25 protein-coding genes are annotated in these 24,716 nt (G+C 69.4%); 16 read left to right on the forward strand and 9 right to left on the reverse strand.

Annotated elements, in window-relative coordinates:
- Positions 1-105: 105 nt before the first annotated feature.
- Positions 106-1,014, reverse strand: coding sequence for a pyridoxal 5'-phosphate synthase lyase subunit PdxS (gene pdxS / locus V2L32_RS01275; RefSeq protein ID WP_331234624.1), 909 nt, complete (start codon positions 1,012-1,014; stop codon positions 106-108).
- A gap of 109 nt (positions 1,015-1,123) precedes the next feature.
- On the reverse strand, positions 1,124-2,194 hold the full coding sequence (locus V2L32_RS01280) for a pyridoxal-phosphate-dependent aminotransferase family protein (RefSeq protein ID WP_331234625.1): 1,071 nt from the start codon (positions 2,192-2,194) through the stop codon (positions 1,124-1,126).
- Positions 2,195-2,364: 170 nt separating this feature from the next.
- Between V2L32_RS01280 and V2L32_RS01285 the strand changes: the two genes are divergently transcribed.
- From V2L32_RS01285 to V2L32_RS01295, 3 genes are all read left to right on the forward strand, one after another.
- Positions 2,365-3,207, forward strand: a complete 843-nt coding sequence (locus V2L32_RS01285) for a succinylglutamate desuccinylase/aspartoacylase family protein (protein WP_331234626.1) — start codon at positions 2,365-2,367, stop codon at positions 3,205-3,207.
- Between the two features lie 48 nt (positions 3,208-3,255).
- On the forward strand, positions 3,256-3,969 hold the full coding sequence (locus V2L32_RS01290) for a DUF1405 domain-containing protein (RefSeq protein WP_331234627.1): 714 nt from the start codon (positions 3,256-3,258) through the stop codon (positions 3,967-3,969).
- Between the two features lie 308 nt (positions 3,970-4,277).
- On the forward strand, positions 4,278-4,520 hold the full coding sequence (locus V2L32_RS01295; protein WP_331234628.1) for a hypothetical protein: 243 nt from the start codon (positions 4,278-4,280) through the stop codon (positions 4,518-4,520).
- A 104-nt stretch (positions 4,521-4,624) separates the two neighbouring features.
- Here V2L32_RS01295 and V2L32_RS01300 read toward each other — a convergent pair whose 3' ends face one another.
- A complete protein-coding gene (locus tag V2L32_RS01300; RefSeq protein WP_331234629.1) occupies positions 4,625-5,527 on the reverse strand; it encodes an HFX_2341 family transcriptional regulator in 903 nt (300 codons plus the stop codon).
- 165 nt (positions 5,528-5,692) lie between these two features.
- Between V2L32_RS01300 and V2L32_RS01305 the strand changes: the two genes are divergently transcribed.
- The 3 genes from V2L32_RS01305 (at position 5,693) to dnaG (ending at position 9,406) form a co-directional block, all read left to right on the forward strand.
- Positions 5,693-7,501: a hybrid sensor histidine kinase/response regulator gene (locus tag V2L32_RS01305; RefSeq protein WP_331234630.1), complete on the forward strand. Its 1,809-nt coding sequence runs from the start codon at positions 5,693-5,695 to the stop codon at positions 7,499-7,501.
- 61 nt (positions 7,502-7,562) lie between these two features.
- On the forward strand, positions 7,563-7,898 hold the full coding sequence (locus V2L32_RS01310) for a hypothetical protein (protein WP_331234631.1): 336 nt from the start codon (positions 7,563-7,565) through the stop codon (positions 7,896-7,898).
- A gap of 176 nt (positions 7,899-8,074) precedes the next feature.
- Complete coding sequence (gene dnaG, locus V2L32_RS01315) at positions 8,075-9,406, forward strand: DNA primase DnaG (RefSeq protein ID WP_331236648.1); 1,332 nt, start codon at positions 8,075-8,077, stop codon at positions 9,404-9,406.
- Here the strand turns inward: dnaG and V2L32_RS01320 are convergent.
- Positions 9,403-10,737 carry a DUF92 domain-containing protein gene (locus V2L32_RS01320; protein ID WP_331234632.1) on the reverse strand — a complete coding sequence of 445 codons (1,335 nt, stop codon included), beginning with the start codon at positions 10,735-10,737 and terminating at the stop codon, positions 9,403-9,405. The two genes, dnaG and V2L32_RS01320, sit on opposite strands and share 4 nt — an antisense overlap.
- Before the next feature lie 89 nt (positions 10,738-10,826).
- On the opposite strand from V2L32_RS01320, the gene V2L32_RS01325 reads away from it, so the two are divergent.
- Together V2L32_RS01325 and V2L32_RS01330 are read left to right on the forward strand one after the other, a co-directional pair.
- Positions 10,827-11,435, forward strand: coding sequence for an undecaprenyl diphosphate synthase family protein (locus V2L32_RS01325; protein ID WP_331234633.1), 609 nt, complete (start codon positions 10,827-10,829; stop codon positions 11,433-11,435).
- A gap of 240 nt (positions 11,436-11,675) precedes the next feature.
- Positions 11,676-11,927 carry a hypothetical protein gene (locus tag V2L32_RS01330; RefSeq protein ID WP_331234634.1) on the forward strand — a complete coding sequence of 84 codons (252 nt, stop codon included), beginning with the start codon at positions 11,676-11,678 and terminating at the stop codon, positions 11,925-11,927.
- A gap of 9 nt (positions 11,928-11,936) precedes the next feature.
- Here the strand turns inward: V2L32_RS01330 and V2L32_RS01335 are convergent, their stop codons facing one another.
- Entirely contained in the window at positions 11,937-12,272 is a 336-nt protein-coding gene (locus tag V2L32_RS01335; RefSeq protein WP_331234635.1) for a DUF7344 domain-containing protein, read from the reverse strand.
- Between the two features lie 168 nt (positions 12,273-12,440).
- Complete coding sequence (gene uppS / locus V2L32_RS01340) at positions 12,441-13,367, reverse strand: polyprenyl diphosphate synthase (protein WP_331234636.1); 927 nt, start codon at positions 13,365-13,367, stop codon at positions 12,441-12,443.
- Between the two features lie 148 nt (positions 13,368-13,515).
- On the opposite strand from uppS, the gene V2L32_RS01345 reads away from it, so the two are divergent.
- The 5 genes from V2L32_RS01345 (at position 13,516) to hemA (ending at position 19,002) form a co-directional block, all read left to right on the forward strand.
- The gene (locus tag V2L32_RS01345; protein WP_331234637.1) at positions 13,516-13,914 is read left to right on the forward strand and encodes a DUF5778 family protein; all 399 of its coding nucleotides are present in this window, start codon (positions 13,516-13,518) and stop codon (positions 13,912-13,914) included.
- A 43-nt stretch (positions 13,915-13,957) separates the two neighbouring features.
- On the forward strand, positions 13,958-15,841 hold the full coding sequence (locus V2L32_RS01350) for an ABC transporter substrate-binding protein (RefSeq protein ID WP_331234639.1): 1,884 nt from the start codon (positions 13,958-13,960) through the stop codon (positions 15,839-15,841).
- Positions 15,842-15,908: 67 nt separating this feature from the next.
- Positions 15,909-17,015 (forward strand): siroheme decarboxylase subunit beta, encoded by a 1,107-nt coding sequence (gene ahbB, locus V2L32_RS01355; protein WP_331234640.1) that lies wholly within the window; start codon positions 15,909-15,911, stop codon positions 17,013-17,015.
- Positions 17,012-17,668 (forward strand): precorrin-2 dehydrogenase/sirohydrochlorin ferrochelatase family protein, encoded by a 657-nt coding sequence (locus V2L32_RS01360; protein WP_331234641.1) that lies wholly within the window; start codon positions 17,012-17,014, stop codon positions 17,666-17,668. Before ahbB ends, V2L32_RS01360 begins: the two co-directional genes overlap by 4 nt.
- Positions 17,665-19,002, forward strand: a complete 1,338-nt coding sequence (gene hemA / locus V2L32_RS01365) for a glutamyl-tRNA reductase (RefSeq protein WP_331234642.1) — start codon at positions 17,665-17,667, stop codon at positions 19,000-19,002. Before V2L32_RS01360 ends, hemA begins: the two co-directional genes overlap by 4 nt.
- 10 nt (positions 19,003-19,012) lie before the next feature.
- Here hemA and V2L32_RS01370 read toward each other — a convergent pair whose 3' ends face one another.
- Positions 19,013-19,846: an MFS transporter gene (locus V2L32_RS01370; RefSeq protein ID WP_331234643.1), complete on the reverse strand. Its 834-nt coding sequence runs from the start codon at positions 19,844-19,846 to the stop codon at positions 19,013-19,015.
- 100 nt (positions 19,847-19,946) lie between these two features.
- On the opposite strand from V2L32_RS01370, the gene V2L32_RS01375 reads away from it, so the two are divergent.
- From V2L32_RS01375 to V2L32_RS01385, 3 genes are read left to right on the forward strand one after another with little or no spacing between them, the layout of a single operon-like run.
- Positions 19,947-20,222, forward strand: coding sequence for a 4a-hydroxytetrahydrobiopterin dehydratase (locus V2L32_RS01375; protein WP_331234644.1), 276 nt, complete (start codon positions 19,947-19,949; stop codon positions 20,220-20,222).
- Positions 20,223-20,231: 9 nt separating this feature from the next.
- Entirely contained in the window at positions 20,232-20,591 is a 360-nt protein-coding gene (gene lwrS, locus V2L32_RS01380; RefSeq protein ID WP_331234646.1) for an LWR-salt protein, read from the forward strand.
- A gap of 46 nt (positions 20,592-20,637) precedes the next feature.
- Entirely contained in the window at positions 20,638-21,267 is a 630-nt protein-coding gene (locus V2L32_RS01385; RefSeq protein ID WP_331234648.1) for an HAD family hydrolase, read from the forward strand.
- Between the two features lie 108 nt (positions 21,268-21,375).
- Here V2L32_RS01385 and V2L32_RS01390 read toward each other — a convergent pair whose 3' ends face one another.
- Positions 21,376-23,298: a molybdopterin biosynthesis protein gene (locus V2L32_RS01390; protein WP_409348392.1), complete on the reverse strand. Its 1,923-nt coding sequence runs from the start codon at positions 23,296-23,298 to the stop codon at positions 21,376-21,378.
- Complete coding sequence (locus V2L32_RS01395) at positions 23,298-24,524, reverse strand: molybdopterin molybdotransferase MoeA (protein ID WP_331234649.1); 1,227 nt, start codon at positions 24,522-24,524, stop codon at positions 23,298-23,300. Before V2L32_RS01395 ends, V2L32_RS01390 begins: the two co-directional genes overlap by 1 nt.
- Positions 24,525-24,716 lie beyond the last annotated feature (192 nt).

Raw genomic sequence — 24,716 nt, forward strand, 5'->3', positions numbered from 1 at the left:
CTCCGCTCGCGGCCCGCAAGGAGCCATCGCTGCCGTCAGAGTCGTGTCGCTAGAACGAACTGATCGGCCCCGCAGACTCCCACGAACGACCCGAACGTCGGTCGCTCAGACGCCGCGACCCTGGAGGCGCTCCTCCTCGGGGATGTCGGCGTTCGCGCTGCCTTTCATCCCCTTGCCGATGTCGCTCGCGATCTCCGCGAGTTTCTCCGGGTCGTCCCAGTTGAGCGTCGCCTGGACGATCGCCTCGGCCATCTCGGGTGGGTTCTCCGCGCCGAAGATACCCGAGCCGACGAAGATGCCGTCACAGCCGTGGTACATCATCAGCGCCGCGTCCGCGGGCGTCGCGATCCCGCCGGCGGCGAAGTTCACGACCGGGAGCCGACCCGCGTCGGCTGACTCGTGAACGAGGTGTGCGGGCGCGTCGATCTCGCGGGCGAACGCTTCCCGCTCCTCGTGGCTCATCCCCTCTAGCTTCCGGATCGCACCCCGAATGGTGCGCTGGTGGTGGACCGCCTGGTTCACGTCTCCCGTTCCGGCCTCGCCCTTGGTGCGGATCATCGCCGCGCCCTCCTCGATCCGCCTGAGAGCCTCCCCCAGATCGCGCGCACCGCAGACGAACGGCGAGGTGAACTCACGCTTGTCGATGTGGTAGGCGTCGTCGGCCGGCGTGAGGACCTCCGACTCGTCGATCATGTCCACTCCCAGGGCTTCGAGGATCTGGGCTTCGGTGTGGTGGCCGATCCGGGCCTTGCCCATCACCGGGATCGAGACCTCCTCAACGATCTCGGTGACGTTCGCCGGGTCGGGCATCCGGGCGACGCCACCGCGCTTTCTGATGTCCGCCGGCACCGCCTCCAGGGCCATCACCGCGACCGCCCCGGCGTCCTCCGCGATCCTGGCCTGCTCGGCGGTGACGACGTCCATGATGACGCCACCCTTCTGCATCCGCGCGAACCCCCGCTTCACGAGATCCGTCCCGCGCTTTAGCTCCTCGATGTCGGTCGCCTCTGACATACGTGAGGGTAGGACGGACGCCAGTAATACGTGTCGGTAGCGGACGTCAGACTGGCCAGGTCAGCGCGCTTCGAGGATCTACGTATCGTCGGGCGAAGCGGGGTTCACACTACCCCGCGAGCACCGCACTCAGCGCGTCCATCGCCTCGTCCACCGTCTCAACCTCGGCGTTGTAGCCCATGTGCCCGACCCGGAGGATATCGTCCGTGTGCTCGCCCAGCCCCGTTGCGAGGACGACGCCCTCCTCCGCGACGTCCCGCTGGACCCTCTCGGCGTTCTCGACCGCGAACGCCGTGACCGTCGGGGAGCACAGCACCTCCGGCGGATAGGGTTCGAGACCGATCTCCGCTCCTCGTTCACGGCAGTGGGCGGCGGCCCGTTCGTGGCGCTCGAAGACGGTCTCTAGACCCTCGTCCAGAACGAGGCCGAGCGAGGCGTCGAGCGCGTACAGGTTCGAGACGAGGTGGGTGTAGGGAAAGCGGGCGACCGGCCCGTCGCCGAGGTCGCGCCAGGGGTCGAGGCTCGCGTAGAACGACCGTTGCTCCGTCTCCTCGACCTTCTCCCAGGCGGCGTCGCTCACCGAGAGCGTCGAGAGCCCCGGCGGGGAGCTGAGACACTTCTGCGAGCCGCCGAGCAGGACGTCGGGCTCGGGTACAGGGGTGCCGGCGAGCGAGGAGACGGCGTCGACGAGCGTGAGCACGCCGGCGTCGCGCATGACCTCGAGGACGGGATCGAGATCGTTGAGCAGGCCGGTCGGCGTCTCACAGTGGACCATCGTCGCGAGCACCGGATCGTGCTCCTCGACCGCGCGCTCGACCTCGCTCGCCGCGAGCGGTTCGTCGTCCGGATCCTCGAGCAGCACGGGGTGGCCACCGGCGAGCGAGACGAGATCGGCGAAGCCGGTTCCGTACAACCCGTTCGAGAGACAGAGCACCGTCTCACCCTCGTCGACGAGGGAGGCGACGCCCGCTTCGAGCCCGAGCATCCCCTCGCCGCCGAGGACGAGCGCGTCGTGTTCGGTAGCCGAGACCGTCGCGAGCTTCTCGAGCAGGTCGTGGTAGAACGCGGTGAACCCCGGTTCGATATCGGGGTTCTCGATTGGTCGGGCCATCGCCTCCCGGACCGCCGGCGGGAGCGCCGTCGGACCGGGCGTCATCACGAGGCTGTCTCTGTCGTCCATGCGCGGGACTCACACCGCGGGGCGATACGTCCACCGACCCGCGTGGGGAACTGTCGTCGTGTCAATTCTTCTGTTCTGTCAACGAAGTGTCTATGCGGCAATTGATTTCTTCTGCCAAATACTCGAATAGAAACCGTTAGGAGGGCACCACCGATGTGAACGGTCGTACGATGCGGAGGCGATCCTACATCCTCGGTGCCGGGGCCGTCGTGGCCACGTCCCTCGGCCAGATCGGAACCGGCACGGCGGACGCGAACGGCGCTGCTGTCGAGACGTACGTCATCGCGTCGGGAACCCCCTCGGAGACGGAGGTCTCCGTGATCTCCAGCGGGGACGGCCCCACGACGGTCGTGACCGGGGGGATCCACGGCGACGAGCGGGTGGGTGTCGAGGCAGCGGCCCGGATCGTCGAGCGTTGGCGACCGGCGTCGGGGTCGCTCGTCGTCGTTCCCCGGGCGAACGTCACCGGCATCGAGGCGGATCGCCGAGGGTGGGCGCGCGGCACGGACGACTGGGCAGACCTCAACCGGCAGTTCCCGGCGGGCGAGGAGCCGCCGGAGACGCTCCCGTCGGCGATATGGAGCCTCCTCGACGAGCACGACCCGGGCTACCTGATCGACCTGCACTCGGCGTACTACATGCACGGCCGGCAGGACGGGAGCCGCCGGTCGGTCGGACAGGCGCTCTTTCGGTCCCCCGCAGGTGGCGACCGGGATCGGGTGCTGAACCGGCTCAACGAGCGCTACGACCTCGCGAACCTGGAGAGCCACGACGGTCACACCTGCGAGTTCGTCGCCGGAAACGACCTCGGGACGAGCGACTCGCCGCTGTTCCTCCGGAAGGCGGGCGTCGACCGGGGTGTAGAGGGTTTCCTCCTCGACACCTACAGAGCCGACCGGCCGAACGCGGCGCACTCGCTCGACGACGAGGTCGAGTGGGCGCTCACCGCGTGTGCGGTCGGGCTCGCCGACGCGGGTCACGAGCTCTCGCCGGAGATCGAGGAGTGGCTCTGAACCTCGGGATCGGCAGGTCTATACGTCGCTCACACACCCTCTCGGGTGATGTCAGCGTCCCCCGCAGAGGACCTCCCGCGCTACGTCGCCCCGCTTCCGGATCGGCTAGAGGGGTTCGCGCTCCGCTACGCCTGGGCGATCGTCGCGATCAATCTCGGCGGAACGGCCTTCGGCTTCTACTACTACGCCGGGCAGTTCGCGGGCACCCCGGTACTGATGTGGCCGTGGGTGCCCGACAGCCCGCTCGCGACGCTGTTCATGGCGGCGAGCCTCGCGCTTTATAAACTCGGCCGACCGAGCGAGGTGGTGAACGCGCTCGCGTTCATCGGGAACGTCAAACTCGGGCTCTGGACGCCGTACACCCTGTTCGTCCTCCGGGATCACTACGCCTACCTCGACCCCGCGATGTACCAGTTCCTCTTCTGGAGCCACCTCGCGATGGTCGTCCAGGCGTTTCTCATCCACCGCTACGCGCGGTTCTCGGTCCCTGCGGTGGCTGCGGCGCTCGCCTGGTACACGTTCGATCTCGTGGTGGACTACTTCGTCCCGATCGTCGGTGGACCACACCACACACGTCTCCCCGCTGCCAACCCCGCGGAGGTGGACGCCTTTCTCGGTGCGACGATGTTCTCCGCGGCGGCCGCCGGTGCCGTGGTCTTCACGATCCTGCCGACGTTCCTGCTGCTCGCGACCCGGGTCGAGAAGGTGCGCGCGGCGAGACGGATGGCCGCAGGCGAAACGGGGTCGACCGGGGAGCGCTGACCGCTACGGATCACCCCGTCGTCGGTGAGAGATCACGTCACCGGTCGGCGCTGGGTCTGGGGGTGACGTCACCGGGATGGGTCCTGGTGGCCAACCAGCGGTAGTACCAGACGTCATCGAGGAGGATCGGGAGGCCGACGAACGCCACGAGTTCGGTGACCGGCGCCTCGGGAACGACGAAGAAGCTCGTGTCGAACGTCCCGTACAGGACGCCGACCAGCGGGAATTGGACGGAGGCTCCGAGGAGCGCCCACCCGAAAACGTATTACCCGGTGCGGTGACGGGGACGAACCGACACCGGAGCCCCCATGACCCCGCTACAGACCGTCGACGTGCTCGTCCTCTCCCTGCTCGCCATCGTCGTGTACGCGCTCGCCGGCGCGGTCGTCGCCAGGGACGCGAGGGAACGGAACGTGAAGAAACCGGCGGTGTGGGGAGGATCGGTGTTCCTCGCGATGCTCCTCGGAACGCTGTTCGTCCCGAACCAGACGCTCGGTGCCGTCGTGGGGGGCCTCCTCGTGATCGGACTGTACGTCGTCGTACGCGACTGAGCGTCCGACCGTCTCCACCCCGGGACGGACTCTCTCTGGTAACCGGTCAGCGAAGGTCGGTTGGCGTGTGGACAGGGTGTTGCGTAGCCGCTCGCCTCGTCTCCCTACTCGCTCTGCTCGTCGTCTCCCGCGTGCGCCCGGACCCAGAGCTCGCCGATCCGCGAGAGCCGCGTCCGGTGGGACTTCCCGTGGGCCTCCTGTTCGACGTAGCCCTTCCCGCCGGGACCGAGCCGATCCACGTTGTAGATCACCTTCGAGCGGAAGCTGTCGGTGTACTCCTCCGAGAGGTCGGTCGCGAGCGCGCTCGCCAGCTCGCTCACCGACTCGAACTCGCCGTCCTCGCCGAGTTTGAACAGGATCAGCTCCTCGAACGGTTTCACGTTCGAGAACGACGCGACGGGGAACTCCACGATGTGTCGACCGTCGATCTCCATCGCACCGATCGTCGTCCCGCGCTCGTCGAACTCCGAGAGCAGTTCCCGGATCGAGTCGAGGCGCTCGTCGATCCGGTCGGGATCGATGTCGCCCGCCCCGATCTCCGAGAGCAGGGCCGCTTCCCGCCGGAGCTCCTCCGCGAGTTCGGTCTCCAGGTACTTTTCGGGAGCCGTGTAGTAGGTGTGGATCCTGTCCCTGTCCTCCTGACGCTCGACGGAGAGCGAGTGCGCGGCGGTCGCGACGGCGAAGCTCACGGGCCGGGGCATCGCGCTCACGTTCACCCAGACGTCGGTGCCGGCGTCGAGCTCCGCGTCGATGAGGCCGTAGGCCTGCTCGAACGCCGCGTCGTAGTCGTAGACGTCCTCGACTACCACGCGCTCGGTCTCGGCACCCAGCAGGTTCCGGAAGTCCTTCTCCAGTTTGCGCGAGAGGTGCCGGGAGTACTCGACGTTCGCCTCGCTCCCGACGGCGCCTTCGAGGAGGATCACCCGGTCGACGGCGAGTCGATCGCGGATCAGGGGCGCGATCAGCCGGTCGTAGTCGAAGCCGACCGGCACGATGTGCGTCGCCATACGTGCTACAGCGGGCAGCTGGGTATAAAGGTCGTAGATCGGGAGTCCGGGACCCCCGACCGCCAGCGGCCCGCGATACACGTCCGACGACCCTCTCTCCCCACACCGTTCAATTACCATACTAGAATGGTAAGGTTTAGGACGATTCGTATCCGATTACCCACAATGACTCTCCCCCTCAGCGTCCTCCACGTCGAGGACGACGCCGCGTTCGCCGAACTGACCGCGAGCGCGCTCGAGCACGAGGCAGAGGGGATCGACGTCGTGAGCGAGACGGACGTCGAGCGCGCGCTCTCGCGGATCGAGGCGGAGTCGTTCGACTGCGTGGTGAGCGACTACGACATGCCGGGGATGGACGGCCTCTCGCTGCTCGCTGCGGTGCGCGAGCGCGATCCGGACCTCCCCTTCATCCTCTTCACGGGGAAGGGAAGTGAGGAGATCGCGAGCGAGGCGATCTCGGCGGGCGTGACCGACTACGTCCAGAAGGGCGGCGGTCTGGAGCAGTACGCGATGCTCCGAAAGCGGATCGAGAACGCGGTGTCGGGGCGGCGGGCGCTCGCGGAGCTCGAACGCGAGCGCGAGTTCGTCGACGCCGCGCTGGCGGGGCTGACCGACGTCTTCTACGTCTTCGACGAGACGGGCCGGTTCCTCCGGTGGAACGACCGGCTGAGCGAGGTCACCGGCTACACGGACGACGAGATCCGGGAGATGCACCCGATCGAGTTCTTCCCGCCGGAAGAGCGAGCGGCGATTACGTCTGCGATCGGGTCCGTCGTAGAGGTAGGGGAGACCGTCGTGGTCGAGTCGGTGATCGAGACCGCAGACGGCGAACGGATCCCCTACGAGTTCACCGGCTCGCCGATCGACACCGACCTCGGGGAGGGCCGCTCTGTCTGTGGGGTCGGACGCGACATCACGGCGCGAAAGCGTACCGAGCGGGAGCTACGCGAGCAGACGGCGTTCGTCGAGGGTGGCCTGGAGGGGGTGATCGACTTCTACTACATACTCGACCCGAACGGCTTCATCCGGGACTGGAGCGAGGGGACCCCCGAGGTCGTCGGCTACGAGCCCGAGGAGTTGCGCGGGGCGCACGCCTCCGCGTTCGTCCCCGAGGGCTCCGAGAACGAGGTCGCAGAGACGCTGTTCCGGGCCGTCGAGGAGGGCAGAGCCCGCGTCGAGGTGCCGTTCGTCGGTCCCGACGGAACCGAGACGCCCTACGAGTTCACGGTCGTCGTGGTGCGCGACGGCGAGGAGGTGACGGGGATCTGTGGGCTCGCACGGGACGTGAGCGAGCGCTACGAGCGCGAGCGGGCGCTCCGTCGCGAGCGTGACCGGCTGGCGGCGTTCGCCAGCGCGGTCAGTCACGACCTGCGGAACCCGCTGACCGTCGCCCAGGGCCACCTCGAGCTCGCACGCGAGGCCGGCGGTGACGGGACCGAGGAACACTTCGAGGAGATCGACCGGGCGCTCTCGCGGATGGAGACGCTCGTCGACCACGTCCTCGCGCTCGCGAAGGAGGGCCGGACGGTCGGCGAGACCGAGCCGGTCGCGCTCGGGTCGGTCGTCGACGACGCCTGGCGAGCGCTCGGGGATCGGGGGGAGGCGACGCTCGAACGCGACGAGCTGCCGACGATCGTCGCCGACGAGTCCCGGCTCCGACAGCTCGTCGAGAACCTCCTGCGGAACGCGGTCGACCACGGCGGCGAGCGCGTCGAGGTCTCCAGGCTCGACGACGGCTTCTCGATCGCCGACGACGGGCCCGGTGTCCCACCGTCGGAGCGAGAGCGGATCTTCGATCCCGGCGTCTCGGACGGCCAGGGAGGTATCGGCCTCGGCCTCGCGATCGTCGAGGAGGTCGCCGAGGCACACGGCTGGTCGGTCGCTGTCGCGGACTCTCCCGACGGGGGGGCGTGCTTCTCCGTGACCGGGGTGGAGCGATCACGCTCCCTCGTCGACAGAAATCGAGTTCAGTAACCCGGCGGACAGAAATATCATTCAGCTAAGGTATATCCGGCCGGGAGCCCTCTCGCTAGCCGTGACCGAGATGCCCCCGACCGATCCGCACTCGACGTTCGACCGATCGACCACCACCCGTCCGCCCGCCAGCGTCGGGACGCGAGTGCTCGTGGCGGCCTACCTCGCGCTCGCCGGAGCGCTGCTGGTCGCGATGCCGGTAGCGGCGCTCGTCCTCGTGGAACTCCTGCCGCTCGGCGTCCTCGGCGGCCCCGTCGCGCTGTTCGCCGCGCTCTTCGGTGTCGCCGCCGCCCCCGTTCTCGCCCGGCGGACGCTCCGGGCCGTGGCGACCCTCCTCGGCCCGGCGTCCGTCCTCGGGTCGCCCGCGACCGAGCGCCGGGCCAAGCCCGCCGACTGATAGGGATCGTCGTCGAAGCTTTCACTCTCCCGATCGCGGAACGACCGACACCGCTTACGTCCGAGCCGACGAGATCCGGGTGGCTACGACGGTCCCTACGAGAGATGGGAGTTGTTTTTGCCGTCGGACGCTAACGTCATGAATCGAGGGGCCGTCTCGGCCCCGCCACCATGACGATTCACGATACAGCGAAGTACCTCATTCACGCGGATATAACGGCCAGCGGAGTGGTCGAACGGAGCGACGTGGTCGGGGCGGTGTTCGGGCAGACCGAGGGCCTCCTCGGCGACGACCTCGACCTCCACGACCTCCAGCAGTCCTCGAAGGTGGGCCGGATCGACGTCCGGATCTCGAGCGAGCGCGGCGTCTCGCGCGGCGAGATGACGATCGCCTCGAGCATGGACAAGGTCGAGACCGCCGTGTTAGCGGCGGCGCTGGAGACGATCGAACGGGTCGGTCCGTGTCGCTCGACGATCGAGGTCACCCGGATCGAGGACGTCCGTGCGGCGACGCGGAGGGAGGTCGTCGAGCGAGCCACCACGATCCTCTCGGATACCTTCGACGACACGGTGATGAGTTCGGAGGAGATGCTCACCCGGGTCAGAGAGAGCGTCCGCGTCGGGGAGATCTCGGAGTACGAGGGCTACCCGGCGGGGCCGAACGTCGCCGACGGCGGCTCGGTCATCCTCGTCGAGGGCCGCTCGGACGTGCTCACGCTGCTCCGCTACGGAATCAAGAACGCGGTGGCCGTCGAGGGGACCGACGTCCCGGAGGCGGTCGCGGCGCTGACGAGGGATCGGACAGCGACGGCCTTTCTCGACGGGGATCGCGGCGGCGAGCTGATCATGAAGGAGCTCGCCCAGGTCGCGGATATCGACGCGGTCGCGTTCGCCCCGCCCGGCGGGTCGGTCGAGGACCTGAGCCGTGACGAGGTGATGGACGCGCTGCGGAAGAAAGTGCCCTACGAGGCGGTCGTCGAGGCAGAGGAACCGCTCGCGGCCGCGGCGGCCCGAACGCAGCCGGCCGCCGGCCCCTCCGGACCGGAGACGAACGACCGAGAGGGTGGTGTGGAGTCGGACGACGAGTCCGCCCCGCCCGACACGGTCGAGACGAGCGGGGACGGAACGACGGCCGATGCCCAGGGAGGCGATCCCGAGATCGAGGGGTCACCGGGCCCCGACGTCGACGAGACCGCGGAGTCCGACCCCGAGACCCTCCGAGGACACGTCGAGGCGGTGATCGGGGAAGGTACGGGAAGCGTCAGGCTGCTCACCGACTCGTTCGAATCGATCGCCGACGAACCCGTGGAGGAGGCCTTCGAGACCGTTCGGGACGCGGAGACGCGACCCTACGCCGTGGTGCTCGACGGCACCCTCACCCAGCGGATCCTCGACGTGGCGGCCCAGCGCGGCGTCGAACAGGTGCTCGCGCGCGATCTCGGCGAGTTCACCAAGCGGCCGACGAGCGTCAGGCTCCGCACCGCCGACGAACTCGAGGTCCCCGCCTAGAGGAGGAGCCAGAGCGCCGTGGCGAAGAGCGCGCCGGAGACCGTCGCGAGGAAGTTCACGCCCTGGTTCCCGAGATACGCTCCCTCGAGCGTCGCCCCGAGGAGGCTGTCGGCGGTCATCCCGGCGACGCCGCCGAGACAGACGACGAGCGCGCCGACGAGTCCGATCGGATCGAACAGCGCGAGGGAGACGAGCGAGACGAGCGACGCCCCCGCGAGCCCCGCGAGTTCGCCCTGCCAGGTGACCGCGCCGTCGGTACCGGGAGGGACCCGACGGCCGGTCGTGATCAGGCGGGGCGTGTCGTAGACCCCGCCGATCTCGCTCGAGAGCGTGTCCGCGAGCGCCGTCGAGAGCGCGCCGGCGAACGCGAACAGGAACAGCGTCTGCGGGAGGTCGATCAGCGCGGGCGAGGCGGCGAAGCCGACGACCGCCGCGAGCGCTGCCGCGGAGTTGCTCAGCACGTTACCGCCCCCTCGGGCGCCGTCGTTCTCCTCTGCGACACCGCGGGCGAGCTTCTCCTCGTAGCGGAACTTCGTCGAGAGCCCGCCGACGCCGTAGAACGCGATCAACACGACGAACCAGGCGTAGCCACCCAGCACGACCGTGAGGAGCCCGAGGACGATCCCGGTGAGCATCCCCGTGATCGAGGCGGTACCGAGCGCGTAGGCTGCCGTCCCGAAGCCGACGGTGACCGCGAGCGCGAGAACGACCTCGGGGACCGAGAGGACGAGGTCGAGTTCGGCGAGCAGCCAGAGCGAGAGCCCGACGGTCAGCAGGATCAGCGGTTCGTCCTGCTTGTAGAGCGCCTCGCGGACGAGTGCCGCGATCAGCCCCCCCGCCGCCGCGAAGAGGACGAGCGGGCCGACAGGGCCCGTCGTGCCGTACGCGACGGTCTCCGCGGTCACCTGCGAGCCGACGCCCGCGAGCGACCCGCCGAGGACGAAGCCGGTCGTCGAGGCGAGCGGGCTCCGGTATCTCCTACGGACCACCGCCGCGCCGAGGTTGCCGAAGACGAGGAGACAGACCGAGGCGGTGAACAGCTCCACCGGGAGGCCGAACGCGATGAGCAGCGCGAGCGCGGTCGTCGCGAGCGCGAAGCCGGCGAGCCCGTAGAGGCGCTGCTCTCGCCGGTCGCCGGGCCGCGCGAACAGCTCGAAGAGCGGGCCGTCCCGGATAGCGAACGCGGCGAGCAGCGCCACGGTCGCGAACGGGGCGACCGTCGCCATCGTCAGGAACAGCGAGTCGAGCGGGAGCCGGAAAACGACGGGCGCGAGAAGCGAGAGACTCCCCACGAGGGCGAACGCACACGCACGACTCACCGAACCGGTCACGCTATCGGGGTTTCGTTGACGCACACTTACCCTTTCCGAAGGCTCCCGTCGGTCGGCAGCCTTACTACGGCCGGGGGAACAGAGCCGTTGTGGGCCTCTACGACCGCTACCTCGCCGTCCGGATCCGGCGCCACGAGAGCGATCCGCCGAGCCACGTCGCGCTCGTGCTCACCGAGCGCGACCTCCTCGAACGCGGGGCGTACGACCGGCTGGAGGCGGCGCTCGACTGGGCGTTCGCCTTCGACGCCGAGCGCGTCACCGTCTACGTCAGCGTGCTCGATCCGGCGGCGGCCCCGACGCTCGTCGGCGAGCTCGAGGGGATCGAGGCCCCCGAACGGGTCGCTGTCAGGGGACCGGAGGACACCGAGACGGCCGACGCCCCGATCCAGATCAGCATCGGCCTGGGAGGGAAACGCGAGTTCGCCCGGGCGGTGCGCGCGCTCGCCGGCGAGGTCGAAGCCGGCGAGCGCTCGCCCGAGGAGATCGACGCCGAGGAGATCGAGGCCCAGCTCGTCTTCCCCGACGAACCGGACCTCGTGGTGAAGACCGGTGCCGAACGGCTCTCGGATTTCATGATCTGGCAGTCGGTCTACGCCGAACTCTACTTCACGGACGTGAACTGGCGCGACTTCAGAAAGCGCGATTACCTCCGGGCGGTGCTCGACTACAAGAACCGTCAGCGACGTTTCGGCCGATAGGCCGAAGCACGGAAGGCGAGCGGAGCGAGCCTTCAGGCGTTTCGGACGGTGAGCAGGGCGAAGCGTCCGAAGCTCGTCACGAGCGAACGCGAAGTGACGGCGGTTTGGCCGATAGGCCGAACCTCGTTGTGGAGCGGAGAGCCTTCAGGCGATTCTGACCGTGATAGACGAGTTGTGGGATCCTCGCCTACGGGTCCGGCGGAGGGCAACCTATTACCCCCACGGCGACCAGCCGGGTGCATGGTCCTCGTGCCCCTCCTCTGGGCCGCGTTCTGTATCGGACTCCTCGTGCTGGTCGCGATCAGGGTCCGGGACCGCGAGTCCGTCGCCGACGTCGCGGTCGGAGTGCTCCTGCTGATCGGGGTGCTGGTCTTCGGGGCGACGAGGGTGCTCTACCTCGTTCCCGAGTCCGAGGTGACCGACGCGCTGTTGCTCGCGGTGCTCGTCTGTTACGCGCTACTGGCCGTCAGCAGGTGGCAGCGAGCGGAGTGAGAGAGCGATCTAGCAGTGCAGTTCGAGGTGGGCCTCGATGTCGGGGCAGGCGTGGTACTCGACGCGGTCGTTCGCGAAACTGAAGTCGATGAGGCCGTTCTCGTCGAGCACCGGGAAGTGCGTGTGCGTGAGCGTCACCTCGATCGTCCGGAGCGAGGGCGCGGGGAGCGCGGGGTCGGGCGAGCGCTCGTGTTCGGCGATCCACTCGGCGAGCTCGGTCGTTGTGGCCGTCTCCGCCGAGGTCGTCATGAAGTACGAGAGGACGAGACGTCGCCGTCGCGGCTTCAGGATGGCGTAGACGGTGTCGGCCGAGAGCTCGGCGTGGACGACGTTTCGTCCGTCCATCGTTCTTGGCCTGCATACAGTTACGACCGAGTATTAAGCGTTTCTCCGGTGTTCGCGCCGTGATTATCAGAGGGAGTATCGTAGCCAACCGGAAGTCACGGCGGCCGATCGACCGATCCCGCCCCTCGGTCCCGAATTGAGAGATCTATAACTCTACGATACTTCCCATCAGTCCGCGCTCTCGCCGGGCGAGAGCGCCTCGGGCTCAGCGCCCGTCGGGTCGTCCGTGGGGATCGACTCGCCCGCCCGGTCGATCACGGTCCGAGCCCGCGGGAGGTCGACGTCCGAGAGCGCGCCGACGAGCGTGAGCGCGCGGTCGCGACGGCTCCGGCGCCAGGAGGCCTCCCGGTGCTCGTAGGTTCGGACCGCGCGCAGGAAGTCCACGCGGGAGAACTCCGGCCAGTACGGCGCACAGAAGAAGACGGCGGCCTCGTTTCCGTTGGCGTGCCACGGCAGGAAGTTCGAGGTACGCTCGTCGCCGCCGGTCCGGATGATCAGGTCGACGTCCCTCACACGGGCGTCGTAGAGCCGCGAGTCGAGCTCCTCGACGGTGATATCCTCCGCGGAGAGGGCGCCCGCCTCGACCGCGCGGGCCGCGTCGCGGGCCGCCCCGAGCAGTTCGGCGCGGCCGCCGTAGGCGAGCGCGACGTTGAGCGTGAACCGGTCGTACTCGCTCGTCCGCTCCTCGGCGTAGCGGGCGACGCGCCTGACGCGCGCCGGGAGCAGTTCGAGTTCGCCGATCGCCCGGATTCGGACCCCGCGGTCGTGGACCCGGTCGGCGTCGGCGAACTCCGAGAGCTTCTCGCAGAGGAGGTCGTAGAGCGCCTCGCGCTCCTCCGGCGGGCGCTCGAAGTTCTCGGTCGAGAAGGCGTAGAGCGTGAGCTCCTCGATGCCGAGCTCCTCACACCAGTTGAGGACGTTCTCGGTCGTCTTCGCCCCCGCCCGGTGGCCGTCGGGGGGCGCGTCACCCCTGCGCCTGGCGTACCGGCGGTTGCCGTCCTGGATGACCGCGACGTGCGTCGGGCCGTCGCCGATCTCGCGCTCGAGCGTCCGCTCGTAGAGCGAGGAGAGCCGCGACCGAATCCAGGTACGCATTCGTCCACCCCGACAGCCGCGAGGGATATGAGCCTTCTGTCACGGGAGTACACTGAGAAACTATCACATCCCGAACCGGTCTCGATCCCGGACCCGGAGCGCGTTCGGCGACCGTGAGCGGTTTAGCCGTCGGAGCTGAGGGGTGAACATGGACGACCCACTGGAGAACGACCTCTATCGACGGACCCTGCGCCTGCTCGAACCAGGCGAGATCGACCTCGTCGGCGCGATCGTACACACCGAGTTCGATCTCGGATCGGACCTGGAGATGCACGACGCGACGATCGAGGTCGGCGAGGTGATCGCGGCGGCCGCCGGGATCGAGCCTGGGGACACCTACGTCTACTCGGGCGTCGACGACCCGGAGTTCTCCTCGAACCAGCACCAGGGGCGCACCCTCGACGGCGAGGAGTTCGTCTGGGAGTGCCAGCAGCTCCTCCGTGACGGCACGTTCGACCTGGTCTTCTACTACGAGGCGAGCGCCGATCAGGAGCGGGTCGTCGAGGGCGTCGAGGGGATCGGCTTCGAGATCACGACCGTCCCGTGACGGTCGGGCAGGTACTTATGCACCGGGAGACTGTGACCCAACTATGGTAGGCCCGGGACCGGGACGGCGGGCGCTGCTTCGTGGCGTCGGCGGTCTCTCGGTCGGCCTCGGCCTCGGCGGCTGCGTCTGGCGGGAGGTGACCGGCGGGGCGGACGCGGCCGACGAGCCCTCGCGGCGCGGCGGTCGGATCACCCTCGGCTCGGTGGGCGCGTTCGAGGCGCTCGCCCCGCTCGCGGTGGAGTCGGTGCCGACGGGCGTCCTCGTCGACCTCTGTTACGCCCCGGGCGTCCTCGTCGAGCCGAGCGGGTTCCAAACGGTCCCGTGGTCGTTCGCCGACTGGGAGCGACTGGGCGAGGGCGAGCGCGTCGGCGTCGACCTCGCGGAGCTGACCTGGAGCGACGACGAGCCGCTCACTCCGGGTGACGTGGGGTTCACCTACGGGACGCTCGCGGAGCACCGGCCCGCACGGTACCGGTCGGTCGCGGACCGCGTGCTCGGGGTGGAGGGAAGCGACGACTGGGACCTCGAACTCGTCTTCGACGAGCCGGTCGGGGTGCTCGCGGATCCGTTCTCGGTCCCGATACTCCCCGAACACGTCCACGCCGACCTGGAGGACCCGATCGGGGACGTTCCCGACGAGCCGATCACGCTCGGCCCGGCCGACGTCGACGCGTTCGAGCCGGAAGTCGGGATCGACCTGACGTTCAGAGAGGAGTGGCCGCCGCTCGACGCCGGGTGGGCCGAGACGTACGAGATGCGCGGCGGCCCATTCCTCGACGAGGTGCGCTTTCGCGTCCACGACACGGCGAGCGAGGTCGTCGCGGCGGTCGAGCAGGGGGCGGTCGACGCCGGCGCGTTCGACCTCGGTCCGGTTGCCCTCTCCGGGGAAGGGGGGTCGACGGCGGTCGCGACCGGACCCGACGACGGCTTCGAGGCGCTCGCGTTCAACACACGGGTCGAGCCGTTCGACGACCAGAGCTTCAGACAGGCGCTCTCGATGCTGCTCGACCGCGAGCGCTGGGTTTCGCGGTACCGGGGGTTCGCCGATCCCGGCAGCACCCTCCTCCCGCCGGCGTACCCCCACCTGCGGCCGGAGGCGGCCGCGGGCGAGGAACCGAACGAGCACCCCGCGATGGCGGCGCTCTGGGAGCGCGACGCGCTGACGCCCGTCCGCGAGTTCCTCGAATCCGGCGGGACGGTCACGGGCGAGGCGGGCGAGTACGCGGGACGCGAGGTGGCCGAGAGCGCGACCGGCGTCGAGACCACGCAGGACGAAGCGCGCCACGAGTACGCCTTCGTCGAGACGCTCACCGACTCGCTGATCGAGGCGGGTGTCGCTCGCGAGCTCACTATCGAGGAGGAGCTCGTGACCGAGCGCCTCGGCCGCCCGGTCTCGGTCCTCGCCCCGCCGGTCGAGAGCGCCTCGCCGCTGGCGGAGGTCACCCACCGCTTCGCGGAGCGTCTCCGCGAGTTCGGCGTCCCGGTCGAGGTGGAGGTCACGGGGACCGCCGAGATCGGCGAACGCGCGTTCGAGGATGGGGACTTCGACGTCTGTCCGCTCGCCTGGCGGGGCTGTTCTCCCCACGGCGTCAGGACGCTCTCGACGCTCCTCCACAGCGGGAACACGGTCGAGGAGGGCGACGGCGACGGCCCGTGGTTCAACCTCACCGGCTACGGGCTGGACGAGGCGAGCGCGGACGACGAACTCGACGACCTCCGGCGCGAGCGCGACGACGAGGCGCGAATCGAGGGGGTGCGCGCGCTCTCCGAACGGCTCTACCTGGAGGCACCGATCGCCGTCGTCGGCTACCGGATCGCCGCCTGGCCGATCGACACCACCTCGTTCGAGGGGATCGTGAGCGACGTCGTCGCGCCCGGCGGCTCGTCGCTGCCGATCCAGCTCCTCGCGCTCAGGTGGGAGCGGTAGGGAACGGCCGTCCGTCCATCCGTCCGGGAACGCGACGCTTATTCCACCCGAACCCCGACGTTCGGGTATGACACGGGCGGAGGCCGCGAAGCTCAACACACTCGACAGGGCCGTCGTGAACGCGTTCCAGGGGGGTTTTCCCGTCACCGAACGGCCGTTCGAGCCCGCCGCCGAGGCGCTCTTCGAGCGCGGCGTCGAGGTGGGTGAGCGCGAACTCGTCGAACGGGTCCGCGACCTCTGCGGGGACGGAACGCTCTCGCGGTTCGGCCCGCTGGTCAACGCCGAGCGGATCGGCGGCGCAGCGACGCTCGTCGCGATGCACGCCCCGCCCGAGCGGTTCGAGGAGGTCGAGGAGACGGTCAACGCCCACCGGGAGGTCGCACACAACTACGAACGCGAGCACCCCCACCTGAACATGTGGTTCGTCGTGAGCGTCGCCGATCCCGATCGGGTCGCGGAGGTACTGGGAGAGATCGAGGCCGAGACAGGCCAGCCGACGTACGACCTGCCGAAAGAGAGGGAGTTCCGCGTCGAGGCGAAGTTCTACGTCGACGGACCGATCTCGGATGGGGCGGTAGACCTCTCGGAGCTCGGGCCAGCGGTCGAGCCGACCGACCGGACGACGCTCACGCCGGCGGAACGGGATCTGATTCTCGCGGTTCAGGACGGCTTCCCGGTGACCGAGACGCCGTACGCGGACGTGGCGGACGAGATCGGAGCCGAGACCGAGTGGGTGCTCCGGACGCTGAAACGGTTCGTCGCCGAGGGGAAGATCAGGCGGATCGGCGTGATCCCGAACCACTACGCGCTCGGCTACACCGAGAACGGGATGACGGTCTGGAACGTTCCCGACGAGATCGTCGGGGAGGTCGGCCCCGCGGTCGCCGCGCTGCCGTTCGTCACCCACTGCTACGAGCGGCCGCGTCACGAGGGGGTCTGGCCGTACAACGTCTTCGCGATGACCCACGGACGGAGCGAGGCCGAGAGCGACCGGCGGATCCGAGAGGTGCGCGACCGGATGGCCGAGTTCTTCGACGTGGACGAGGAGCCGTCGTCGGGCGTTCCCGCACCCGAGGTCGACCTCGGCGGGTGGGATACGCTGTTCTCGACGCGGATCCTGAAGAAGACGGGGATACGGATGGACGAGCGAGCACGGGCCAACACCGCCCGATGATCCCGCTCCTCCACGATCTCTCGGGGGCGACCGTCCTCGTCCTGGGCGGCGGACCGGTCGGCGCGCGGAAGGCGAGACGGTTCTCGCGCGAGGCCCGGACGGTCGTCGTGAGCCCGGCGTTCTGCGAGGCCGACTTCGGTGACGCGGAACTCGTCCGTGATGCGCCGGACGCCGAGGGAGTATACGAGTGGATCGACCGGCTGGAGCCGGCGCTCGTCGTCTGTGCGACGGATAGCGAAAGGATCAACGAGGCCGCCACGGCGGCCGCCAGAGAGCGTGGGACGCTCGTCAACCGGGCGGACCGATCGGGCGAGCGAGAGTCCGGGGGTGTCGTCGTCCCGGCGACGGTGCGCGAGGACCCGGTCGTCGTGGCGATCGCCACGGGAGGGACCGCCCCCGCGCTGTCGAAACACCTTCGAGAGCGGCTGGAGACCGAGCTAGAGGGTGCCGGCGCGATGGCGGAGCTGCTCTCCGAACTCCGGACCGAGCTCCGCGAGACGGGCCACCCGCCGGAGCGACGACGGGCAGCGGTCGGTGCGGTCGTGGAGTCGTCGGCCGTTTGGAAGGCTTTACGTACGGGGGAGTCAAAGCGGCCGGACGTGGCCGATGACGTGATCGAATCCGCGCTCGAGACGGAGGGTGACGACGGGTGAACGCCGGCGTGCTGAACGGCGTCCGCGTCACCCACGAGAGCGCTGGCGTCGACGAGATCGAGGCGGTCTGTACGGGGAGCGAGGGCGAGGCCGTCGAGACGCTCCTCGAACGCGAGGGGGTCACCGAGGCGGTCGTTCTCCAGACGTGCAACCGTGCGGAGGCGTACGTCGTCGCAGACACCGTAAACGCGGGCCGCGAGGCGCTCTCCGCGTACGTGGGGGACGTCGAGGCGACCGCGACGGTCCGGAGCGGACACGAGGAGAGCCTCGAACACCTCCTCAGGGTGGCCTGCGGGCTCGAATCGATCGTCCTCGGGGAGGACCAGGTGCTCGGCCAGCTGAGAGGGGCCTACGAGGCGGCCCGCGAGGTCGACGGGGTCGGCGTCGTCCTCGAGGACGCGCTGTTGAAGGCGATCCACGTGGGCGAGCGCGCCCGGTCGGAGACGGCGATCAACGAGGGGATCGTCTCGCTCGGGAGCGCCGCGGTCTCGCTGGTCTCCCGGGAAGGGACGCTCTCGGAGACGACCGCGCTTGTCGTCGGCGCGGGCGAGATGGGCAGGCTCGCCGCCCGCGCATTCGCCGCCCGAGGCGTCGACCGGCTGCTCGTCGCGAACCGGACGATCTCGCACGCCGAACACGTCGCGAGCGAGGTCGACGTGGCGGCCGAGGGGATCGGCCTCGACGCGCTCTCGCGTGCGACAGAGGAGGCCGACGCGGTCGTCACCGCGACCGGCGGCCCCGAGCCGATCCTCGACGGTGAGACGATCGGGAACGGCCCACTGGTCGTCGTCGACCTCGCTCAGCCCAGGGACGTCGATCCGAGCGTCGGCGAGCGAGAGGACGTCACCGTCTACGACCTCGACTCGTTGCAAGCGATCACCGAGTCGACCCGCGCGGAGCGGGCGGCCGCCGCCGAGGAGGTCGAGGCGATGGTCGAGGCCGAACTCGACCGGCTGCTCCGCGGGTTCAAGGCGAAGCGGGCGGACGAGGCGATCGGCGCGATGTACGAGAACGCCGAACGGATGAAACGACGCGAGCTCTCCACCGCGATCGCCGCGCTCGAGGCACACGGTGAGCTGACCGAGAAACAGCGCGAGGCGGTCTGCGCGCTCGCGAGCGCGCTGGTGAACCAGCTGCTCGCCGCGCCCACCTCGAGTCTGCGCGAGGCCGCCGCCGAGGACGACTGGACGACGATCCACACCGCGCTCGAGCTGTTCGACCCCGAGTTCGAGGAGGCTCCGCCGCTCGGATCGGGTGAGAACCGGGAGCACCTACAGGGGACGACCGACGACCGTCCGGACCGCGCCGCCGCACGGCTCTACGACGACGACTGATCCGCTCGAGCTAGTCTCCAGAGGAGGAGCGCGCTGGCGACGAGCGCACAGACCAGGCCAGCGAAGGCCGCGGTGTAGCTCGCGACCAGCCCGACGTACGTCGGCCCGAGGCCCCGATCCCGAGGTAGATCGTCCTGACGGCGCCGAAGTCGCCACCCGCGCTCGCGGTCGGAAAGATCGACATGACGTAGGCGAGCATCGGCGGCGAGAACGCCATCATCCCGACCGCGAAGACGACGATCCCGACGACGACCAGCGACGCGCTCGGGGCGAGGATCAGGATCGCGAGGCCGACCGCCCCGGTGACGAGCGCCCCGAACGCGACACGGGTCCGGCCGAGGCGGTCGCCGACACCGCCGGAGAGCGGTTTCACGACGATCCCGATCACGAAGAGGACGGCGAAGCCGCCGCCGGCGAGCACGGGCGAGAAGCCGCGTTCGAGCTGCAAGAGCGTCGGGAGGAAGCTCACCGCCCCCTGCCAGGTGAAGAGGTAGAGCGAGTAGGCGAGCAGCACGAGGCGGACGTGGCCGTCGCCGAGCAGCCGCCGCCCGGTCCCACGGACGTCGAGGCCGACCCGGGAGACGCGGTAGGGTTCGACACTGAAGCGGTGGACGAGCAGCGCGACGCCGACGGCGAAGAGGAGTACAGGTAAGAAGGCGGCCCGCCAGCTCAGCATGGCGATGGCGGCGACGGCGAGACCCGCCGCGAGCGAGTCGATGATCGTGGGTAGGAGCGGCGAGAGCACGAGCGTCCCGAGGGCGATGGTCGCGTTGCCGAGCGAGAGCGCGAGGAGCATCCGCCCGCCCGGTCCCTCGAACAGGCGTTCCTCGCGCGGTGACTCCACGGACCTCCCGTGCGACCGCGCAGGCTGAACCCACGACTACCGGCAACCCATCAGCGGATCGCCACCGCCTTTTATTCACGTTCGGGGAGAGAGAGGGCGTATGGCAGAGCTACTCGACGACGAGGAGATCGAACGCCGACTCCCCGAGGGATGGTCGCGAGAGCGCGACGAGATCGTCCGCGCCTTCGAATTCGACGACTACCTCGACGGGGTGGCGTTCGCCCGCGACGTCGGCGAGATCGCCGAGGCGGAGTTCCACCACCCGGAGATGACCGTCCGCTACGAGGAGGTCGAGGTCCGCTTCACCACCCACGACGAGGGCGGGATCACCGAACGCGACATCGAGATGGCGGAGATCCTGAACGAGGAGGTCTGAACCGACCCGGTGGCGTCGTACGTCTTTCACGTCCGGTTCCGGCTCGATCCCGACGGGATGAGAGCGGAGCCGAGCGAGTTCGAGACGACGCTCGTCCGCGAGGCCGACCCGCCGGGAACGGAGGGGTGGCTCTTCTTCAGGGACCGACTGTGGCGGGGCGAGATCGGAGACGAGCGACACATGCGCGAGTTCGCCGAGGAGGTGCTCGGCGTTCGGGTAGAGCGAGTCGAGTTCCACCGGTTCGAGGTCACGGGCGAGGAGCTCGCGACGCTCGAGGCCGAGATCGAGAGAGATCTGGAACCTTTCCGGGCGACGTCCGCGACCGAGGTGCTGCACAAGTACTTCGGCTCCTCGCTCGAGGTCCGGTGAGAGTCGCAAACGTCATATCCGTCCTACCGTGTAGATAGACCGCTCGATGGTTCGATCGGAGTACGACTACTGGCTGCTCGACCTGGACGGGACGCTCGTCGACGTCGAGTGGCCCTACATCCGCGAGACGTTCGACCGCGTCGGCGACCGGCTGGGCCGGGAGTTCGACGATAGCGAGGCGGAGACGCTCTGGTACGGCATCGGCGGCGACCGCGACGCCGAGATCGCGCGTCAGGGCCTCGACCGAATGGAGTTCTGGGACGCCTTCGACGCGGTCGAACGGGTGGACGAGCGGGTGGAGGCGACGACGCTCTACGAGGACGCCGCCTTCCTCGCCGACCTCCAGTGTCCGACCGGGATCGTCACGCACAGCCACCCCGAGCTCGCTGGTCCGGTGCTGGAGCACCTCGACATCACCGACTGGTTCGACACCCTCGTCTGCTGTTCGGACGAGCTCGGCTGGAAGCCCGACCCCCGCCCGGTCGAGCGCGCGAAGGGGCAACTGGGCGTGGTGAACGGTGCTCCGGGCGTGCTCGCCGGCGACGGCGCGAACGACGTGGGTGCCGCCTGGAACGCCGGCTTGGACGCGATCCACGTCGAGCGGCTCGGGACGGATCGCAGGGGGCGGACCGTCGAGGCCGACTACCAGGTCGAGAGCTTCGACGAGCTGGTCTGAGGTCGGTCGACGGACCGTCCGGTCGACGAGTGCACTCCCCCCGGGATCGGGCCCAAAGCGAGGAGATCGCTTCCCGGACCACACCTCTCCGCAGGCACTCGCCGCCGATCAGTCGTCGCCGGCGCGAATCCCCGAGAGGTCTTCGGCGAACGATTCCAGTCCCTCCAGCACCGCTCGAAGCTCCTCGACGCCCGGCTTCCCCACTCGATCGGGGTTCGCGAGCACCCGAACCCGTTCGGTTTCGATGGAGACGAAGTCGAGTCCCAGCCGCTCGGCTGTCGACCGGAGACCGAGACCCGCGTCGGCCTGCCCCGCAGCGACTTTCCGCGCGGGGCTCTCGTGGGCGCGAGCGGCGAGCTCGAAGCCGTCGATGGCCTCCACGAGTTCGTGACGGCGCTCGCCGCGTCCCTCGGCGAGGTCCGCGAGCGCGTTCGAGAGCGTGGTCCGGAGCCCGGAGTCGGTCGGTCGGTTGACGAACCGCACATCGCGATCGACCAGATCCGAGAGCCCCTCGATCCCCTCCGGGTTCCCCTCCCCGACGACGAGCCCCCACTCGCGGTGCCAGGTGCCGAGAACGACCGACTCGACGTCGCGCTCGGTCGGGGCGGAGACGACCGCGAAGTCGGGGACGCCCCTGCCGAGTCGTCGGAGACCCTCACGACTGCCCACTGAGAGGTAACGAGGCCGCTCCAGGTCGTCGAGTACTCGAGAGAGCAGTGGGTCGTCCTCGCCGACGCCGAAGGCGGTGGGGGGGCGGATCTCCGGCGAGAACAGCTGGACGGAGACGGCCTCGCCCGCCGAGAGATAGGCGGTGTCAGCACCGACCTCGACGATACCGTCCGCCTCGACGAGGCTCGTGGTCGCGCCGCTGCCCTTGTCGACGGGATAGGCGAGGATCCGTCCCTCGCCGTCCTCGACGAGCCCCGTCGGCATGAGTCTCGTTCGACCCTCGCCGTATCGCTCCTCGGTCGCCATCCGTGCGTCGACCGTCTCCGACTCGGGCGTTGGGAGGTCGGCGGCCTCGCGGATCGCGGGCGCGACGAAGTGCTGGAAGATCATCAGCGCCGAGACCGGATACCCCGGAAGGCCGACGTACGCCGAGCCGTCCAGTCGGCCGACGAGCATCGGTTTCCCGGGTTTGATCGACACGCCGTGGAGCAGGAGATCTCCCTGTTCCTCGATCACCCGGTAGATCACGTCCACCGCGCTCGCGGAGGTCGACCCCGACGAGAGGACGAGGTCGCACTCCTCCGCCGCTTTCCTGAGCAGGCGCTCCATCTCGTCGTAGTCGTCTCCGGCGTGCGGGTAGAGGACGGGATCGCCGCCGGCCTCGGAGACCGCGCTCGCGATCGTGTAGCTGTTAACGTCGTAGATCTGACCCGCGGCGCTGTTTAGCTCCTCGCCGGGCCGGACGAGTTCGTCGCCGGTCGAGACGATCCCCACGGTCGGGGCCGATCGAACGGGCACTGAGTCGACGCCGAGCGCCGAGAGCAGGCCGATCTCGCGGGGCGTGATCTCGGTACCCGGCCCGAGCGCGCGCTCGCCGGCCGCGACGTCCGCTCCCGCGAGCATCACGTGGTCGCCCGGCGCGACGCCGGTCCGGATCGCTACCCCGCCCTCGCCTCCATTCGCGCTGTCCGTCGAGCTTCGCTCGACGCGGTCGGTCCGCTCGACCATCACGACCGCGTCGGCACCCTCGGGCATCACGGCCCCCGTCGAGATCTCCGCGGCCGTGCCGGGTTCGACGGTCACGTCCGGTTCGGCCCCCGCGTGGACGGTTCCCACGAGTTCGAGGATCGCCGGATCGGCCTCGTCGGCCCCGAACGTGTCGCGGGCGCGTACCGCGTAGCCGTCCATCGAGGCGCGATCGAAGTCGGGCACGTCGAGGTCCGCGTCGACCCGTTCGGCGAGGACCCTGCCTCTGGCCTCCGCGAGCGGAACCACCTCGCTCCCCCCGCCGATCGAGAGGTCGGCGATCGCTCCGTGGGCATCGGCTGGCGGGACGAGGTCGCGGAACTCCTTTCGGTCCATCAGGCCGACCACTCCCAGAGTTCGACCCCTATCCTCTCACCCTCGTCGTACCCCTCGCGGCCCTCGGGGACGACCACCCAGCCGTCGGCGAGCGCGACGCTCGAGAGGACGCCCGCGCCGCTCGCCCGCGTCGGCGTCGCGATCCGGTCGGCACCGCCGTCCTCGCTCTCCTCCAGCGAAACCCTCGCGAACGTCCGGGTGCCGGGCTCGCTCCGGATCTTCCGTGTGAGCGTCGCCGCGACCGTGGGCGTCGCGGGCGGCTCGGCTCCCGAAACCCACGAGAGGAGGGGGCGGAGGAACTGCACCGCGTTCACGATGCACGCCACCGGATACCCGGGAAGCATCAGCACGGGCGTCTCCTCGACGATCCCCAGGGCGACCGGGTGGCCCGGTTTGAGCGCGACGCCGTGGACCAGTACCTCGCCGATCTCGCTCACGACCTCGGGGATCAGGTCGCGCTCGCCCACCGAGGAGCCCCCGGTCGTGACGATCACGTCCTTCGTGAGGTCGCGTTGGATCGCCGCCCGGAGCGCGTCGTGGTCGTCGGTCACGACCCGGCGGTAGGTGGGGAGCCCGCCCCACCGGCGGACGAGCCCCGAGACCGTGAGCCCGTTCGTCTCGATTATCTCGCCCGAATCGGGGTCGGCCTGGACGAGCTCCTCGCCGGTCGGGACCACGCCGACGGTCGGGCGCTCTCCGACCTCGACCTCCCGTATCCCGACCGACTTCAACAGGCCGAGGTCTGAGGGGCGGATCCGATGGCCCGGCTCGTAGAGCGCCTGTCCGGATTCGACGTCCTCGCCGACGGGACCGACGTTCTCGCCCTCGGCGACCGCGTCGAACACCTCGATCTCGGTACCGAGTTCCTCGACCTGCTCGATCATCACGACGCTGTCACAGCCCTCGGGGAGTTCGCTGCCGGTGTGGACTCGGACGGCGCCGCCGGGTCCGCCCCTCTCGGCACGAGAGAGCACCTCGGGCGATCGGTCGCTCGCGCCGAAGGTGTCCTCGGCGCGCACCGCGTAGCCGTCCATCGCCGCCCGCGCGTAGTGCGGGACGTCCCTGTGAGCGGTGACTGCCTCGGCGAGGACTCGCCCGTCGGCCTCGCCGATCGAGAGGGTCGTGGTTCGGCCGTGAGCCGAACAGCGCTCGCGGAGTCGCTCTCGGGCCGCGTCGACGCGGGTCTTCTCCTTGAACCCGGAGCGGCGTAACTCGGAGTCGGTCATGACCGGAGGTAGTGGACGAACGACTAAAAGGCTGAGCGGTCGAGGGTTCCCGATCGCGACGGACCTGACAGAACGCCGGGATAGTGACGGGTAGCGGCGGGTCGAACCGATCCGACGGACGCCCACGGGGTCGGTTTTCTGCGCGGACGGTACGGGCACCACCCATGGTAGTATCAAACATATTTATCCCGA

Source organism: Halalkalicoccus sp. CGA53 (assembly GCF_036429475.1).
GTDB lineage: Archaea > Halobacteriota > Halobacteria > Halobacteriales > Halalkalicoccaceae > Natronorarus > Natronorarus salvus.